This is a genomic window from Hominisplanchenecus sp. (assembly GCF_046967715.1).
Taxonomy (GTDB): domain Bacteria; phylum Bacillota; class Clostridia; order Lachnospirales; family Lachnospiraceae; genus Hominisplanchenecus; species Hominisplanchenecus faecis.
This window is the reverse complement of record NZ_JBKVNQ010000022.1, coordinates 10,565-28,579: the sequence shown is the minus strand read 5'-3', so window position 1 is coordinate 28,579 and position 18,015 is coordinate 10,565. Positions and strand designations below refer to the sequence as shown.

The 18,015-nt window shown below is 45.1% G+C and carries 14 protein-coding genes and 1 pseudogene; 1 reads left to right on the top strand and 14 read right to left on the bottom strand.

Annotated features, from left to right (window positions below; translation table 11 throughout):
* The first annotated feature begins 155 nt into the window (after positions 1–155).
* Positions 156–743: an SGNH/GDSL hydrolase family protein gene (locus ACLTL4_RS04835; protein WP_412320292.1), complete on the top strand. Its 588-nt coding sequence runs from the start codon at positions 156–158 to the stop codon at positions 741–743.
* A gap of 129 nt (positions 744–872) precedes the next feature.
* Here ACLTL4_RS04835 and ftsH read toward each other — a convergent pair whose 3' ends face one another.
* The 14 genes and pseudogenes from ftsH to ACLTL4_RS04765 all read right to left on the bottom strand — a co-directional run bounded on the left by ftsH (position 873) and on the right by ACLTL4_RS04765 (position 17,915).
* Positions 873–2,726 carry an ATP-dependent zinc metalloprotease FtsH gene (gene ftsH, locus ACLTL4_RS04830; RefSeq protein WP_022119167.1) on the bottom strand — a complete coding sequence of 618 codons (1,854 nt, stop codon included), beginning with the start codon at positions 2,724–2,726 and terminating at the stop codon, positions 873–875.
* 94 nt (positions 2,727–2,820) lie between these two features.
* Positions 2,821–3,510 (bottom strand): response regulator transcription factor, encoded by a 690-nt coding sequence (locus ACLTL4_RS04825; RefSeq protein ID WP_022119239.1) that lies wholly within the window; start codon positions 3,508–3,510, stop codon positions 2,821–2,823.
* Positions 3,482–4,993: a sensor histidine kinase gene (locus tag ACLTL4_RS04820; RefSeq protein WP_147632864.1), complete on the bottom strand. Its 1,512-nt coding sequence runs from the start codon at positions 4,991–4,993 to the stop codon at positions 3,482–3,484. The genes ACLTL4_RS04825 and ACLTL4_RS04820 overlap by 29 nt, the downstream gene beginning before the upstream one ends.
* Positions 4,994–5,241: 248 nt before the next feature.
* The gene (locus tag ACLTL4_RS04815; protein ID WP_022119237.1) at positions 5,242–5,424 is read right to left on the bottom strand and encodes a DUF951 domain-containing protein; all 183 of its coding nucleotides are present in this window, start codon (positions 5,422–5,424) and stop codon (positions 5,242–5,244) included.
* A 56-nt stretch (positions 5,425–5,480) separates the two neighbouring features.
* The gene (locus tag ACLTL4_RS04810; RefSeq protein ID WP_022119236.1) at positions 5,481–6,194 is read right to left on the bottom strand and encodes an NAD-dependent protein deacylase; all 714 of its coding nucleotides are present in this window, start codon (positions 6,192–6,194) and stop codon (positions 5,481–5,483) included.
* Between the two features lie 50 nt (positions 6,195–6,244).
* Positions 6,245–7,036, bottom strand: coding sequence for a class B sortase (gene srtB / locus ACLTL4_RS04805; RefSeq protein WP_147632866.1), 792 nt, complete (start codon positions 7,034–7,036; stop codon positions 6,245–6,247).
* Positions 7,037–8,194 carry a sensor histidine kinase gene (locus ACLTL4_RS04800; protein ID WP_173866051.1) on the bottom strand — a complete coding sequence of 386 codons (1,158 nt, stop codon included), beginning with the start codon at positions 8,192–8,194 and terminating at the stop codon, positions 7,037–7,039.
* Positions 8,184–8,879: a VanR-ABDEGLN family response regulator transcription factor gene (gene vanR / locus ACLTL4_RS04795; RefSeq protein ID WP_022119233.1), complete on the bottom strand. Its 696-nt coding sequence runs from the start codon at positions 8,877–8,879 to the stop codon at positions 8,184–8,186. The genes ACLTL4_RS04800 and vanR overlap by 11 nt, the downstream gene beginning before the upstream one ends.
* 174 nt (positions 8,880–9,053) lie before the next feature.
* Positions 9,054–10,445, bottom strand: coding sequence for an asparagine--tRNA ligase (asnS, locus tag ACLTL4_RS04790; protein ID WP_243871942.1), 1,392 nt, complete (start codon positions 10,443–10,445; stop codon positions 9,054–9,056).
* A gap of 246 nt (positions 10,446–10,691) precedes the next feature.
* Positions 10,692–11,441, bottom strand: a pseudogene (locus ACLTL4_RS04785) (Mbeg1-like protein); the annotation flags it as partial.
* 199 nt (positions 11,442–11,640) lie between these two features.
* Positions 11,641–13,698, bottom strand: coding sequence for a beta-propeller domain-containing protein (locus ACLTL4_RS04780; RefSeq protein WP_412320291.1), 2,058 nt, complete (start codon positions 13,696–13,698; stop codon positions 11,641–11,643).
* Between the two features lie 15 nt (positions 13,699–13,713).
* The gene (locus tag ACLTL4_RS04775) at positions 13,714–14,184 is read right to left on the bottom strand and encodes an RNA polymerase sigma factor (RefSeq protein ID WP_022117914.1); all 471 of its coding nucleotides are present in this window, start codon (positions 14,182–14,184) and stop codon (positions 13,714–13,716) included.
* 116 nt (positions 14,185–14,300) lie between these two features.
* The gene (locus ACLTL4_RS04770; protein WP_412320290.1) at positions 14,301–16,763 is read right to left on the bottom strand and encodes a hypothetical protein; all 2,463 of its coding nucleotides are present in this window, start codon (positions 16,761–16,763) and stop codon (positions 14,301–14,303) included.
* Complete coding sequence (locus ACLTL4_RS04765; protein ID WP_412320289.1) at positions 16,764–17,915, bottom strand: class I SAM-dependent methyltransferase; 1,152 nt, start codon at positions 17,913–17,915, stop codon at positions 16,764–16,766. It lies immediately after the preceding gene.
* Positions 17,916–18,015: the final 100 nt, after the last annotated feature.

Below are 18,015 nucleotides of genomic sequence, written 5' to 3'. Positions count from 1 at the left end.
TGATGCTGTGCTGGATTCCTGTCACAGCACATGCCGCAGGGCACAGGGAAGCACCAACATCTCCCACACGCATTTTATTTGTGGGAAACAGCTATACACAGCGAAATCATATGCCAAATATTTTTCGGAAACTGTGCAAGAGTTCTGGGCAGAACGTGATCGTAAGGTCACTCACCAATCCGGGACGTTCCCTGAAAAATACAAGCAACCCTACAACTGCCAACGGCAGAAAACTTTACCGGCTTCTGCGTATGCAGCGATGGGATTACGTCATTTTGCAGGATCGACGCTATTATCCGATTTCCAAACCACAGCGTATGAAAAGAACCATCCGCAAGCTGGCTCCTTATATTCAGGCCAGCGGTGCAAAGATGGTCCTTTATCAGACATGGGCCCCGGGGAAATGGCATAATGATTATAACCGGTACGATTCCGTGTCAAACCGCTCTGATTACCAGAGTATTCTTAACCGTACGATTGCGGAGATCGCCGAAGAGCACAATGCTCTCGTCGCTCCGGTTGGCACAGCATTTCTGCTCTGCAGCCATTCTTCGTATGGGATCAAACTTCTGATGGGTGACTATTCGCACCCAACCGCAGAAGGAAGTTACCTGGCAGCATGCGTCATTTACAACACTGTTTTTTCGAGATCCTCAATGGGCATCCCCTATACCGGAACTCTTGATGTGATGACTGCATTCAAGCTCCAGAAACTGGCTGAAACTGTATGTTTTGCATCTTAACCGGAGCAATATTTTCAACGAAATCACTCCGCAGATATATACAGTGATCCTGCCGCAAAAAAATCCGGAACAAAACAGTTTTTACTGTCCGTTCCGGATTTTTTTCTTTCATTTATTTGTGTTTCTTTTTTATTGCTGTTTCTCTTCGATGATCTTCTGGCTGTCGCTGTTCAGAATCTCCATAAATTCTTCTCCGGTGATCGTCTCATGCTCGTAGAGGAATTTTGCGATCTCATGCAGCTTCATAACGTTGTCTTCCAGAATTTTCTTTGCCTTCTGATGCTGTTCTTTGACCAGCTGAACGACTTTCTGGTCAATCAGCGTCTGTGTCTCCATGGAGCAGGTCAAAGAGCTGTCTCCGCCAAGATACTGGTTAGAAACGCTTTCCATGGCTACCATATCAAACTCTTCGTTCATACCGTAACGTGTGATCATGGCTCTTGCAAATTTCGTTGCCTGCTCGATATCATTGGAAGCTCCGGTTGTGATCTCACCAAAGATCAGTTCTTCTGCCGCACGGCCCCCGGTAAAGGTTGCGATCTTGTTTTCCATCTCTGTTTTGTTCATCAGGAAATGCTCGCCCTCTTCTACCTGCATCGTATAGCCGAGTGCACCGGAAGTTCTCGGAATGATCGTGATCTTCTGAACCGGTGCGGAATTGGTCTGCATGGCAGCAACCAGTGCATGACCAACCTCATGATAGGAAACGATCAGTTTCTCTTTATCCGACAGGATACGGTTTTTCTTCTGATATCCTGCGATAACAACTTCCACGCTCTCCATCAGATCTGCCTGTGTTGCAAATTTGCGTCCGCAGCGTACAGCATGAAGTGCTGCTTCATTCACGATATTTGCAAGTTCCGCTCCGGATGCTCCGGATGCAGCTCTGGCGATCGCATTGAAATCTACGTTATCCGCAAGTTTGATCTTTTTTGCATGGACTTTCAAAATATCCACACGACCCTGAAGATCCGGCAGTTCCACCGGAATACGGCGGTCAAATCGTCCCGGACGGAGCAGTGCCGGGTCAAGAGAATCCGGCTGGTTGGTCGCTGCCAGAATGACAACACCCTTGGAACCGTCAAATCCATCCATTTCCGTGAGCAGCTGATTCAGCGTCTGCTCACGCTCATCGTTGCCGCCGATGCGTCCGTCACGTTTCTTGCCGACTGCATCGATCTCGTCGATAAAGACGATACACGGTGCTTTCTCGCTTGCCTGTTTGAACAGGTCACGCACTTTTGCAGCACCCATACCGACAAACATCTCAACAAACTCAGAACCGGAGATCGAGAAGAATGGTACGTTCGCCTCACCTGCAACCGCTTTTGCCAGCAATGTTTTACCGGTTCCCGGAGGGCCTACAAGCAGTGCACCTTTTGGCATCGATGCTCCGATCTCCTGATATTTGCCTGGATTGTGAAGGAAATCTACGATCTCTGTAAGCAGTTCTTTTGCTTCTTCCTCTCCTGCCACATCGGAGAATTTGATGCCGCTTGTGGATTTTACATAGATCTTGGCATTGCTCTTTGTGCCAAACATCATGGAGTTCATCGGGTTTGCCCCGTCACTCATCTTGCTCATCATCTTTTTGGAAAGCCATCTGCCAAGTGCAACAAAAATAAAGATTGGCAGTACATAGCCGAGCAGAAGATAAACGATCGGAGACATTTCTTCTGTGATCTCCGTGGAAAAAGTTGCACCTGCTTTGTACAGACGGTCTACCAGTTCCGGGTCGTTGATCACGCCGGTTTTGTACATCTGCGAATTGTCTTTGTTTGTAAAGAAGATCTCAGAATCGGTGATATTTACCGAGCCGATCTCCTGATTATTTGTCATCTGCATAAAAACATTGTAGCCGACTTCCTTTACCTGATGCTTCAGCACATTCGGAAAAACAAGTGTGTTGAGCAGTATCATGATCGTTGCCGCAATGATCAGGTAATAGATAAACGGCTTCTTTGGAGTTTTTACTTCATTCATGATGTTCCTCCTTGTAAATACTGGGGTTAAGCGATGCCATAAAACCACTCTTGTGCAAGCACATCGTGGTTTCATGCTTCTGACCCTGGCATCTTTAAATCTTAAATCGATATCCCACGCCCCAGATTGTCTCGATATACTGTGGCTTGGCTGTGTTAAACTCAATCTTCTCACGAATCTTTTTGATATGTACCGTAACGGTCGCAATATCTCCGATCGACTCCATATCCCAGATTTCACTGAACAGCTCTTCTTTTGTGAATACATGGTTTGGATGCTCCGCAAGGAAGGTCAGCAGATCAAATTCTTTTGTGGTAAATGCTTTTTCTTCTCCATTTACCCACACACGGCGTGCTGTCTTGTCGATCTTGATGCCGCGGATCTCTACGATATCATTCTTCGGCATATTTGTGCTGACCAGACGCTCATAACGTGCCATATGTGCTTTGACTCTCGCTACCAGTTCACTCGGGCTGAACGGTTTGGTCATATAGTCATCTGCTCCAAGTCCCAGTCCACGGATCTTATCAATGTCATCTTTCTTTGCGGAAACCATCAGAATTGGCGTATTTTTGTGATTTCTGATCTCTTTACAGATCTCAAATCCATCCATTCCCGGCAGCATCAGGTCGAGAATGTAAAGATCAAATTCTTCTTCCAAGGCACGTTTGAGTCCAACGTCTCCCTTGCTCTCAATCTCAACTTCAAATCCGCTCAGTTCCAGATAATCTTTCTCCAGCTCTGCAATACTCTCCTCATCTTCTATGATTAGTATTCTGCTCATTTACAGGCACCTCCTGATATTTTCTAAGGACAAAGTACATCACTGTACCACATCCGAGTTTACTGTTTGCCCAGATCTTTCCGCCGTGATCTTCGATGATCTTGCGTACGATGGAAAGACCGATTCCACTTCCTCCTTTGGAAGAATTCCTGGATGCATCCGCCCGGAAGAACCGGTCAAAGATTGCCGGCAGATCTTTTGCCGCAATACCTCGTCCGTTATCTTCGATCTCAACCTGGATGAAATCACCCACATCTTTGACACGGATGCTGATATAGCCTTTTGGCTTATCCATATATTTGATAGAGTTTCCGACAATATTGTTAATGACTCGCTTCAGCTGCTCTGCATCGGCGATCACAAGCACATCATTTTCAACTGAATTAAAGTAAGACAGCTCAATATTTTTGGATTCCAGATCCAGTCCGACCTCTTCCACACAGTCATCAAAATATTCACGTACATTAATCTTATTGAATGTATATGGAATACGGTTTGTATCGATCTTTGAATAGAACGTCAGCTCATTGATCAGACGATCCATATCATTTGCTTTATTATAAATCGTGCGGATGTAACGGTCCATTTTCTCCGGCGTATCCGCCACACCATCCATGATTCCCTCCGCATAACCTTTCAGGGCTGTGATAGGAGTTTTCAGATCGTGTGCAATGTTGCTGATCAGCTCTTTATTCTCCTTGTCGTACTGTATCTTTTCCTCAGATGACTCCCTCAGTCTCTGCCGCATTTCCTCAAAATCGCGGCACAGCTCACTGATCTCATCGTCACCTTCTGCATCCAGAACAAAATCCAAATTTCCCTCTTTGATGTTCTGCGTTGCTTCCTTAAGCTTTTTCAGCGGAATGTTGATTCCATTGTAAATCCACATCGTCAGCATACCTGCTGTCATGATCAGAATGATCACGATAGAAACAAGCATATCTCTTGTAAGAGTCCTTATCTGACGCACCATCGTCAGGCTGGTGATTACAAAAACACTGCCTTCTGTCTGATCTGAAAACGTCAGATCCATCTGCTTGACGAACGCCTTCACATCCTTACCGATGTAAACGCCGCTGTCCGACTGGCTGACCACGTCACTATACTCCGGCAGCTCCGGAAACAGCTTATTCACGCTCTCATCACTTCCGGAATAATAAAGGCTGTCGCCCTTTCTTACGATCAGAAAAGAATATTTCTCTTTCAGCTCATCATTCAGCTGATCCAGATAATCACGATTCAGAAATGCATCCGGATTTTCACTGCCCTTTGCTTTGATCTGTTCAAAATTGGAGTTCGTCGCTTTGTTCAGAACCTGCACCGAATCCGACATATTTTCATAAGTCACACCGGAAATGCCGAGATGATCCTCCAGATTACGGATCTGATACGTAGAAAAACCAACCAGCGATACTCCTGCAAGCAAAAGAGGCACACAGATAATAACAAAAAAGGCTATGATAAGCCTCGTTTTTAATTTCATAAAAATCGCTCCTTGCCTCGGTTTTAAATCCCTTTCAGTATAGCATATCGCTGTTGGATATACACATAAAGTTTTTCTAAAAAAAGACAAAAAAAAATTATCGTTTTTTCTTTTTCAGTGTAAAAGAATGGGATGAAGGTGTTATAAAGTGCTGGCTTCCAAAAATATGCATGTGCAAATGAACGAATTCTCCGAAGGGCACGTAAAAGTGCCTTCGGAGAATTCGTTCATTTACACGTTCACAACTCCTACTCCTTCTTGCGAAGCCCCCTGGTATTTTTCTCCACTTGTTTTCTCGGTATCATGATCTGATGTGAGCATCCCATACACTCCAGTCGGAAGTCCGCTCCTACCCTGAGGATCCTCCACTCTTTACTTCCGCACGGATGCTGTTTTTTCAGTTTCACGATATCGCCTACTTCATAATCCATCCTGTCCCTCCCAATCTACAAAATGATCTCATATATTCTTACAGATCGTTATATGTTCAGATGCCGGCAAATACTTTTCCGATCGGTTCCTGGATCACCAGATCTGCATTTTTATCCTGCGATGTGACACTCATATTGATCACGACCAGTTTATTTCCTCTGTAATAATCAATCAGTCCGGCTGCCGGATAGACGATCAGGGAGGTTCCGCCGATGATCAGCATATCTGCATCCTGGATCGCCTGAATAGCTCTTGCCATGACGGTCATATCAAGCCCTTCTTCGTAGAGCACCACATCCGGTTTGATCCTTCCGCCACAGGAACAGGTCGGCACACCTTCTGCATGAAGCATATATTCTGCATCATAAGATTTTCCGCATTTCATACAGTAATTGCGGTGCACGCTTCCGTGAAGCTCCAGCACTTCTTTGCTTCCTGCCGCCTGGTGCAGTCCGTCGATATTCTGCGTGATGACTGCCTTTAATTTTCCGGCCTTTTCAAGCTCTGCCAGCTTTTTATGTGCCATGTTTGGCTTTGCATCCAGGCAGAGCATTTTATTTTTGTAAAAACGATAAAATTCTTCCGGGTTTCGCATGAAAAAACTATGGCTCAGAATGGTTTCCGGCGGATAATCATACTCCTGGTGATAAAGTCCGTCCGTACTTCGAAAATCAGGAATCCCGCTTTCTGTCGAGACACCGGCCCCGCCAAAAAATACAATATTATTACTTCCATTGATGAGTTCTTTCAGTTTTTCTGTGCCATTCATACAAATCACCCTTTCATACCCAAATTATATGATGCCAGAGGCAAAATCTCTTACACTGCCTTATAGGTTTCGATCAGCTTGCCCTGCACGAGAAATCTTGTCTCGGAATTTCCGGTACAGGTAGAAAGTGTCACGATTTTATCATCGCTTGTCACTTCGATGTCACGTTTCAAAACGGAACGTTCAAAACAGGAATCGATATATTCTTGAAATTTCTTTTTGTCGGAAAACTGAAGCTGATAGGTTTCGCTTGTCGCACCGACTTCCTGGCAGGAGAAAATTTCGTATTTATAAATCTTCTCCGGCGTATATACCCAGAAATATGCATCCGAGTCAAACACTGCCTGATCGCGGAATTGTTTTAATTTTCCGAACATGGAAAGATTTCGCATATTGTGTCCGTAAATGATCGTGTTCGGATCGGAAAAATCTTTTTTGCAGCCGTGATCCATAAAAATACATCCGGCAATATTCGGCTGATTTTCAAAGGTATTGTGCAGATAGTAATCGTTATCCTTGCCCTGCGTGACCGGATAACTGATATCGATCGCACCGACCTTCAGCCAGGCGATAATATCCTCATTCACGGCTTTCAGTCCGGCAAAATCGATCGGATTTTTCATCGTCGGCTCCGCCGCATCCGTGTTGATCTCTTCAAACATGCCCTTTTCATCAATATATTTATTCTCCAGTGCATGATACTCATCACTGCCCTTTTTATATTCCTGATAAATCGAAAGCAGCTGATAGCCGGAATAACAGAACACACCAAGTGCCACGATCATGATCAGCGTCCGGATCACATCTCCGGCGGTACGCTTCTTTTTCTTGTTTTCTTCCATTTAAATAACACCTCCCGATTGCCGCTGCCCTTTCGGCAAAAGTCGCTTCAGACGCACCACAAAACGGGTGGACTGAATGTCACTAAAGGCTTCGATCGTTCCTTCATGCAATTCCACGATCTCTTTTGCCACCGAAAGTCCAAGTCCGGCTCCTCCGGTCTGGCTCGATCTGGAATTGTCCGCACGGTAGAACTTTTCAAATACGGTCTGCAGTTTCTGTTTCGGGATCGGCTCACCCTGATTAGAAAATACGATGACAACGGCAACACCTTCCCCGTATGCACGCACATCAATGTTTGTGCCGCGGTAACTATAGGCAACCGCATTTCGCAGAAGGTTGTCAAACACACGGGCAAGTTTGTCCGGATCACCTTCTACCATAAGATCTTCTTCCGTATAAATATTTCCAGTCAGATTGTTATCGGCAAACACGGCATAAAATTCATCCATGATCTGCTCCAGCATCAGTGAAAGATTGATGGTCTCTTTCTCCAGACGGATATTCTGGAGATTGAATTTTGTGATCTCAAAAAATTCGCTGATCAGTTCACTTAGACGGATCGCCTTGGTGTGTGCGATATGGATATATTTTTTGCGTTCTTCCGGCGGCATATCCGGTTTTTCGTCCAACATACTTAAATACGCGATCACAGATGTGAGAGGCGTTTTGAGATCGTGTGCCAGATAAACGACCAGATCATTTTTCCGCTGCTCACTTTCCTGTGCCATGCGTTCTTTCCGTGCCAGCGTCATTTTCATGGTATTTAATTTTTCTGCGATCGGCTCCAGTTCCGTTTCCAGCTCGATCGGCTGTTTTGAATTTGATAAAACATTGTCGATCCCATCTCCGATGTTTTTCAGATAATTAGCAGTCTTTGACAGTGCCGCATAATATCCGACCAGAAACAGCAGCATAAATCCGATCCACTGAAACACATCCCGGTTTGCCCGAAATATATTCTGATAGATCACATCTGCTTCTGCCTGCGAAAGATTCATTTTCATCAGAATACCGATGATCAGGTTTGAGAGCTTTCCCTGAAACAATCCGTCAAGGATCAGTGTGATGATCATTTTTCCGACCACCAGGCTCATCATCATAATGCCCATCGTCTGCAGCATCATTTTCCATTTCAGCCTGCGATATTTATTTTTCAACGCGGTATCCCACTCCCCATACGGTCTTGATAAAATTACTTTTGCCGGTCGGTCCGCTCATCTTTTCTCTCAGGTGACGGATGTGGACCATAACCGTATTGTTGCTGTTTTTATAATATTTTTCTTTCCAGACTTCTTCAAACAGCCGCTCAGAACTGATGACCTGCCCGCGGTTGTCACACAGCAGCCAGAGGATATCAAACTCAATCGGTGTTAAAGTCAGATGCTTTTCATTGTAAATACACTCATGCGTGGTACGGTTCAGAAACATATTTCCAAAATCAATCACATCTTCCTGTGCCCTTCCGCCTGTATTGTACTTGGTAAACCGACGCATCTGTGCTTTGACACGTGCGATCAGTTCCAGCGGATTAAATGGCTTTGCCATGTAGTCATCTGCCCCGAGCATCAGACCGTTGATCTTGTCCATATATTCTGTTTTTGCCGTCAGCATAATAACCGGAAAATTATATTTTTCACGGATTTTCTGAAGAACCTCAAATCCATCAATATCCGGAAGCATCACATCCAGAAGTGCCATATCCGGTGCTGCTTTCTCAATCGATACAAGTGCATCTTTTCCTGTATAAAACTTTTCGACCTCAAAGCCTTCGTTTTTCAGATACAGTTCAATAACATCTGCGATTTCCTTTTCGTCATCAACCACTAAAATTCGGTTTCCCATTTCTGTACTTTCCTCCTGATACAGCTTGCACCCACTTTTCAAGTCGAACACAGGCAAAACCTGGTATGCGGTTCTGCGAAGCCTTAATCGTGCAAGAGTCTGAACTCCACCCAAGATTACAGACACCCGGCTCTGTCAAGAAAACCGGGTGCCGCCTGTAAGACTATGCTTTTATTAAAGTTCGCAGTTTCCTACTGTTCTCGGGAACGGGATTACGTCACGGATGTTTGACATACCGGTCAGGTACATAACGCAACGTTCGAATCCAAGTCCGAAACCTGCATGTCTTGTAGATCCATATTTTCTCAGATCCAGATAGAATCCATAATCTTCTTCCTTCAGTCCCAGCTCATTCATGCGTGCGAGCAGTTTTTCGTAGTCGTCCTCTCTCTGACTTCCGCCGATGATCTCACCGATACCAGGCACAAGACAGTCCATAGCAGCAACGGTTTTTCCATCTTCGTTCAGTTTCATGTAGAACGCTTTGATCTCCTTTGGATAATCTGTTACAAATACCGGACGTTTGAAGATTTTCTCAGTCAGGTAACGCTCATGCTCTGTCTGCAGATCACATCCCCAGGATACCTTATATTCAAATTTATCATTATTTTTCTCAAGCAATTCGATTGCTTCTGTATAAGTAACGTGTGCAAACTCGGATTCCACTACATGTTTCAGACGGTCAATCAGTCCTTTATCGACAAAATTGTTGAAGAACTGCATTTCTTCCGGTGCATTTTCCATGACATAGCGGATCACATATTTCAGCATGGACTCTGCAAGGATCATGTCATCTTTCAGATCAGCGAATGCGATCTCCGGCTCGATCATCCAGAATTCTGCTGCATGACGTGTTGTGTTGGAGTTCTCTGCACGGAAAGTCGGTCCGAATGTATAAATGTTGCGGAATGCCTGTGCAAAGGTTTCGCCATTGAGCTGTCCACTTACGGTCAGGTTGGTCTGTTTTCCGAAGAAATCCTGGCTGAAATCTACGCCGCCCTGCTCTGTTTTCGGGATGTTATTCAGATCCATAGTTGTTACCTGAAACATTTCGCCCGCACCTTCGCAGTCACTTCCGGTGATCAGCGGAGTATGCACATAAACGAAATCTCTCTCCTGGAAGAATTTGTGGATCGCATAAGCGGTCAGGGAACGTACACGGAACACTGCCTGGAACGCATTGGTTCTCGGACGCAGATGTGAGATGGTACGCAGATATTCAAAGCTGTGACGTTTTTTCTGAAGTGGGTAATCCGGTGCGGAAGCTCCTTCTACCACAACTTCGTCTGCCTGGATCTCAAATGGCTGTTTTGCTTCCGGTGTCGGGATCAGCGTACCGGTAACGATAACGGCTGCTCCTACATTCAGTTTGGAAACCTGTGCAAAGTTTTCCATTTTATCGTGGTATACGATCTGCAGTGTCTCAAAGAAAGTACCGTCATGCAGCACTAAAAATCCAAATGTCTTGGAATCTCTGACGCTTCGAAGCCATCCTCCCACTGTAATCTTCTGATTTAAATATTTTTCCGTATCACGGTAAATTTCTCTTACTGTTACCAATTCCATTTTATAAACTCCTTTGTTTTCCATTTTTACAGCAGAATCTGGTTCTGCCGTTTTCTTACTGCTCTCAGTATATCCTAATCTTTCCGACGGTGCAAGCAGGATATGGAAAAGCTTGCGTACATTTCGCTTTGTTTTTGCCTCCAGACCATGAAAAATGTTCAGCATCTTCATCATTTTCTGTAAACGGTTCTGCGTAAAATCCATAACCGTGTCTGCCTGAGTCGCTTCAATGATCTCAAAAAGGGCATCCACGATCTCCTGCTGCTCTTCAGGAGAATACGATGCGATCCACTCATTGATCTGCTGATTTTTCTTTTCGGTCGCCGGGTTAATCTCTTCTTTGTATACAAAATCCCCTTCTTTTACTACCCAGGTGAACATATCATGCTGCAGCACACCTTTCCCGGAACTTTCCACAACCTGATAACTTCCCGCAGTATGCAGAAGCATGCCCACAAAGGAATCCTGCGGAACCATTTTGATGATCTTCTTTTCGATCCGAAGATAACCTTCTTTCCGGTAAATATCTTCCCGGAAACCCGGCCCGTCAAAACAGTATACGGCTCTGATCCGGTCCTGGATCTGCGGTTCTGTCTCCATCGCTGCAAAGACTGCCTCATTGCCGCCTTTGGAATGTCCGCCAATCATCAGCGGGGCATCGCCGGTGTATTCTGCAATGTGCCGCAGATAGAGCCTTGCCGCCGTCTGCGACGGAATCGGGCTTTTCAGTGCCATATCAAAATCTTCTCTCCAGCCGACGATCGTCTCATCTGTCCCGCGAAATGCCACATACACCGTTCCATCTTCCAGCAGAAATGTAACTGCCGAGAACTGCATCTGCATTTCTTTGTCCGTGAGATTGGTGTAATAATTGAGCCGCATTTTTGCAAAACGCCTGCTTCTGGCAACCGCCGCATAGAGCCTGCGATTATCTTTTTCATACCAGTCTGACACATACAGACTGTCGTATTTCGGATGTTTGCGAAGAGAACGCATCGTCACTCCTCTGATGTCATTTCCATCCATTTTTTCGACAAGATCCGGCACCAGATCCTGAAATTTAAAATAAGACAGCTGACACAGGATCAGACTGTCTACGTGGGAAAAAGGTCTTTCCCCGAAAGAAAGACCTCCATATTCCTTTAAATATTTTAATGTATTATCCGTAAGTTTCATATTCTATCACCTGCAGATTTTAAAGTTCCAGTCTTCCGACTTCTTTGTAATCGTTTGCCATGTCATAAATACGGATCTGTCCGCCGCCGACCAGATAAAAATCATCGCCGATAAAGCAGCCTCGGACTTCCTGAAGTCCTCTGTAAGAGTAGCCATAGTAAGAATCTCCGAGATTTTCCGTGAAGACATTTTCAAATCCTTTTTCTTCATCATAGCAAAAGACCATATAGCTGGAATCACACATGAAGCCAAAAACATTTTTTTCCGTATCAATCATCGCCGCTTTGTAATTGTAGAACAGCGGGCAGTCGTAAGTGTCTTTGATCACAAACTTGTGCAGCTGTTTTACGTTGGACGGATCGGATACATCAAACATCGCAAGTTTGATACCTGTATAAGCTCCTGTCTCCGGATCAACTTCGTTGCCCACACCGAGCAGTTTGTTTTCTCCGTAAAAATGCAGATACGAGGAAAATCCTGTGATTTTCAGTTCTCCAAGTATTTTCGGATCAGACGGATCGCTTAAGTCAACCGAAAACAGCGGATCTGTATTGCGAAATGTCACAAAATATCCGATATCACCGAGAAATCTTGCGGAACGGATGTCTTCTCCTTCTGCCAGATCTCCAATGTTTCCGCAGACCTGCATCGCATCATCCAGCACATAGAGTGCATTTTTCTGTGTCTCCCCGCTGTAGTCTGTCAGAACAACTCTGAGATAACTGTTGTACTCATTCATAGAAAAACTGTCGTTCAGAGAACCTTTTAGATCTGCTGCACCTTTCGCCTGGATCTTCCCTTTCTGGCAGGAGAATTTCAGAATCTGTGTCATCGTCACATCACTGCTCCAGTTTGTGTTGCTGATATAAATATTATTCTCACTTACATAAAAATTCTCCGCTGCAGATACAACTGCTTTCTGATCTATGATCGCATCCGGTTTTCCGGTGCTCACAGAAGAGATTACCAGGCAGGAAGTACTGTTCTGATACTCCGGAAGAAAAATATCCGAGGACTCCATTCTTGCACCATTGACTGCAGGAATGTACTCATCAATTTCCGATGCATCGCTGACCTGCGGATCAAACTGCGTAAACAGATAAACGATATCGCCGTTTTTTCTGGAAGTGCTGTAGTGTCCCTGCTGCTGAACCACACCGGTGAGCTGCGGCTGGGAACGGTCGGAAATATCATAGGTGTAAAGTTTTGTATAATTTTCCGTATCCGCCGTGTAAGTATCTTCTTCAGCATCACTGTTCAGCGTAGTCTTGCTTCCGGTCACGATCAGGCTCAGCGTGTCGCCGTCCACGTACATTTCCTGCGGTGTCTCATTCAATGCATCCAGCATGATCGTTCCCTCTGTCTGCAAAGCCTTGTCTTCTGCACGGATCAGACGGACACTGCCGGTCGCTTTCATCACATACAGATATTTTCCGTCCGTCTTGACTACATCTGCTTCATCCACGCCTGCTTCCTGCAGATTTGTCTTTGAATAAGAAAGCCCTGCTCCCGCATTTGTCTCAGAGCTTCCCATATCCATGGCCGCCATCGCCGAATCTTCCACCATATAGTCGTTTGTCGTACCTCTTGCCAGCTCTGCTGTCTCATACCCGCCATATCCGCTTTCTGTTTTTTTCAGGGCATCAAAAATCTCCTGATAACTCTTTGCACCGGCAAAAACATAATTACCGGATTCAACATCCGCTGACGTCTGGGCCGTCGTTGTTTTTTCTGTTGTTGCTTCCGTTGTATTTTCTGTTGTAACTTCAAAAATTTCTGTCTCACCTGTCGCTTTTGTACTCTGCGATGCGTCTGCAAGCGACATCGTTCCGGCTTCATTCTGGCTGTTTTCGCCATTTGTGCCGGAAAGTCTGGTAAGACCCGTCACCCCTCCGATGATCACCAGTGCGAAGACTGCCGCAACTGCTCCCCACTGGGCATATCTTCGAAACTGGCTTTTTTTATCCACCGGCTGTTCTTCCAGCAGACGTTTAATCTGCTCTGGATGGATTTCTTCCGGTGCATCGACATTTTCACCGGATTTTTTTATCATATCCAAAATCTTTTTTTCATCCATACAATCCAACTCCTCTCACTCACTAAGCATCTGCTCCATTTTCTTAAGAGCACGGCTTTTCAGAGAACGCACGGTATTCTCATTCATTTCCAGCATGGAGGCAATCTCTTTTCCGGTATATCCGCCAAACAGACTGGAAGAAAGTATCAGACGTTCTTCGTCATTTAATTTATAAAATGCCGCCCGCACATCCATATCTTCGCTCGTGTCACGTTCCCGCCATGCCAGATCGGCCGGAAGCTCCACGGCACGGTTCAGATAGGATTTCAGCTTCTGTCTGCATTTGTTGGCAAGAATCCGGAAAATCCAGGCACGAAAAGCATTTTCGTCTTTTAACCCTTCAATCCCCTTCCAGGCATCCAGTACCGTCTCACTTACAACATCTTCTGCTTCATGCCTGTTTTTCAGGGTATATAATGCAAATCGAAACATATCCTGATATACTTTCTCGTATTTTGCAGCAAAATCTTCTGCATTTCGCTCCATATGATCACCCCATTCTTTTTATGCTCAGGAGGCGTTCCGTCTGCAGCCTTCCCGCCTCTCATCTATACAGTGTCATTTTTTTCGTGTTTTGTTGCATGGAAAATTTTTTTCTCTTTTTACTCCTCAAGCGGATCAAAATACGTTACAAACTGATTTCCGGCTGCTTCAAACATATCGGCACTTTCTTCCAGTCCGTAATAATAGGTCTCGGCTTCTCCCGGCTTTAACAGAATCGTATTGTACTGGTCATATCCGGCAATGATCACAACGCCGTCTGCTGTTTTTGCCAGAACCGGCGTGCCCTCGCTTACATAATACAGCACACTGTCGAGTGTACATCCGGTCAGGTCAAGTACCTGTTTGCCGAGATTTTTTGACAGTTTTTTGATGTTCATCTTACCGCTTAAAATCACATCCGGAAACGTACTGATATCCAGCTTGCAGGTGGTCTGTTTGTTGCCTCGCTCCCAAATCAGCTGCTGTTTGTTGTTTACCACAACGCCAAGCTGATCATCTGCTCTCTGTACCGCCTCACTGATCGTGGTGTACATGCTGTCGAGATGACCTTTCGCATAGACATAGTAAAGTTCTTCTGTCTGTTTTTGGGCCGGAATCGATACTTCTGCAGCCTCTTCGCCTTCTGCCTTGACCTGTTTTGCATAAAGGATCTGCGGTGTTGTACCTTCCTCGATCGTCTCACCCGTTTTCAGAATGGTTTCTGTCTGTTTTTTGTCGCTTTCTACATACGCAAATCCATAAGCCGCTTCATCGTCCGCACTGCTGTTTACGATGTGATCCTGGCTGGTCTCTGTATAGCCGCGTTTCGTTTTCTTGACACGGTCCAGCGTCAGCAGTTTGTCATTTACGCTTCCGCCAATCACGTAACAGCCGTCCGGCTCATAAGTCTTTAATGTCTCTCCCGCAGAATTTACGATTAGTACTTTGTACATCGGGAATACTTCGCTTCCTTTGTCTTCTGTGTCAATATCCGAAACCTTCGCCACGCCGTACACCAGGTCAGAATCGATAAATCCGATTGGCTGCAGACGTTCATCACTGTCGCAGGTAAATGCAGTATCGTTTCCTGTTTCCAGATCACGCAGATTCAGCGTAGAAGAATCGTATTTTTTATTTTCCTGAAGCCATGCAAATTTTCCTCCGGTGGAAGAGCCGACATAACATCCGCTGCTTAAGTTGGAAAACTGTTCTGTCACTGAATTATCTGTGATATTGATATCGTAAAAACTTCCTTCCAGTGTCAGATAAAAATGTGTCCGGTCCGCTGACATATAACCCAGATTTTCGACATCTTTATCCAGCAGGGAGAATGCTTCCTGTGTTTCCACATAAAGCCGCTCCGTGATACTCGTTGTCGCTGCATCGTAAGTATAGACCGCAACGCCGCACTCTCCTTCATGTTTGCCACGGTTCATATAACCGCACAGAAGGAAGGTCATATTTCCGCTGGAATCTATATTTATGATGCGGATATTATTTTCATCATAAATATCTCTCGCATCCAGCTTTCCATTCTGAAGGAAACTGAACACCTGCGTCAGCTTTTTCGTCCCCGTTTCATAAAGCCACAGGGAACCCTGCTGTGCAAATGCAAAATATTTTTTGTCGGTATCACTTTTGTAGGTCAGATCCCGACTGTTGATGCCAAGGCGGATACCATTTGTCACAAGAATCGAATTTTCCGGATCAAAAATCTCATTTGTATCACGCTCAAAATCAAGCAGCATGACCTGAGATTCTGCGTATCGCATACGATAGTATTCTGTCACATGATACATTTCCATCTCTTCGGTATCACCGGTGGCTGTGATCACATAATCCATTTCCAGTGTTGCCGTGTTTTCGTTTAATTCCTTGATGCTCGGGATCGGCTTTAAATATGCCTGCGGCGTGAGCTTTCCCCACATCAGCTGTGCACCGGAACTGTGAATGTCCATATGGGCAAGCGTTGTGTTATCGGCATCTTCATTTGGCTCGATCGTCTGTGAGATCATTCCGTCTTCATCATTCCCGTTTAAACATTTCTCATAAAATCCGGTTGCAAAATTCAGGTAGTTTTCTGTATTCAGGTTCGCCTGGTTGATAATGCGTGTGTAATAATAAATATCCCTGACACCGGCAGTCACTTTGATCTTCATGATATATTCTGTGTTGATCAGGATCTTATTATTAACTTTCAGTTCTGCCGTCACATAATCATCCTGTTTGCCAAGTGTCGTTACCAGCGTATTTTCCAGTGATTTGCTGCCATCCGCAGACAGTACTTCGTAGCTGACGCTGCTGATCTGGTTTTCAAACGGCTGGATCTGTATATTTACTGTTTTATCATTACTGAGCGGTGTCAGTGTATCCCGCATGGCAATGACATCCATTTCCTGTGCATAACCATGCATACAGTTGATCTGTTTTCCGTTCAGATCAACATAAACCAGCGGAAACGTAGCCTGTGCCATCACTTCAGAGGTATCTGCCATTTTTTTTCCGAGGATTTTGGATGTACCAAAGACAGCTGCCGCAAAAACAAGCACCAGAACTACGATCCTTATCAATATTTTCTTCATTTACATTTCCCCTTTTTCTTTTCTCAAACGTCCAAGCAGCGGATCAACACCAAGAAATTTCTCACAGGCATCCAGTTCTTTGATCTCATGTGGTTTTCCGGTTTTTACTGCTCTTATAAGAATATTTTTCGGAGTATGCTCCATATCAATAAACTCCAGGATCTGCACCTGATATCCGGCTTCTTCCAGTCTTCCTGCCCGGAGTGCGTCCGTCACAAGTGCAGCGATCCGCTCCTTGATCAGACCATATTTCAGAACTGGTTTCAGAATCTCATTTTCCATCTGTTTATTCAGTTCATGCTGACAGCAAGGCACAGACAGGATTACTTTTGCATCCCATTCCAGAGCCTTCTCCAGAGCATAATCTGTGGCCGTATCACAGGCGTGCAGCGTCACAACCATGTCCACTTTGGAAACGCCCTCGTAATCTGCAATATCTCCGGTCAGAAAAGTCAGTTTATCATAGCCGTATTTTTCCGCAAGGGCATTGCAGCGTGCGATCACATCTTCTTTCAGATCCAGTCCGATCACACGGATATCATAGCCATTTAAAATCTTCAGATAATAATAAAGTGCAAACGTCAGGTAAGATTTGCCGCATCCGAAATCCAGGATCGTAAGCTCTCTGCCCTTTTCCATCTGTGGCAGGATATCCTGCACAAACTCCAAGAAACGGTTGATCTGGCGAAATTTGTCGTATCTGGCATGCACGATCCTGCCCTCTGCAGTCTGCACTCCAAGATCAATCAGAAACGGCACCGGAATCCCTTCCTCCAGAATGTAATGTTTCTTACGATTGTGCATCAGAACCGGTGCATCCAGTTTTGTCACACTCTTTTTACGTTTGATCGTCACTTTTCCCTTTTTGCTGATCAGAACTGTGATCAGCTCGTCCTGCATCTGGATCTGAAGCTGCCGGAAATCCTCTTCCATAAATTTCAGAACATCCCCGATCAGTTCATCACGATCGCAGTTGTTGTGAAACTCCTGCTTCCCCTTGCGTGCTGCAGACTGAAACATCAGACTTCCTTTTTGCAGAACCGGCCGGATACGCACTTTGGAAATGCCATCCTTGTCCCTCGCCCCGCTTGCTGTCATATGTATCAGCTTTTCACAGACACACTCCTCCAGCAATATTTTTAATTCTTCCATATATCCTGTACCCTTTCTTTTCAAGTCGAACGCACGTGAGACTTGGTGCGTGATTCTGGTCAGCGAAAGCTGACATATTCTTCTCAGAATCACTGCACAT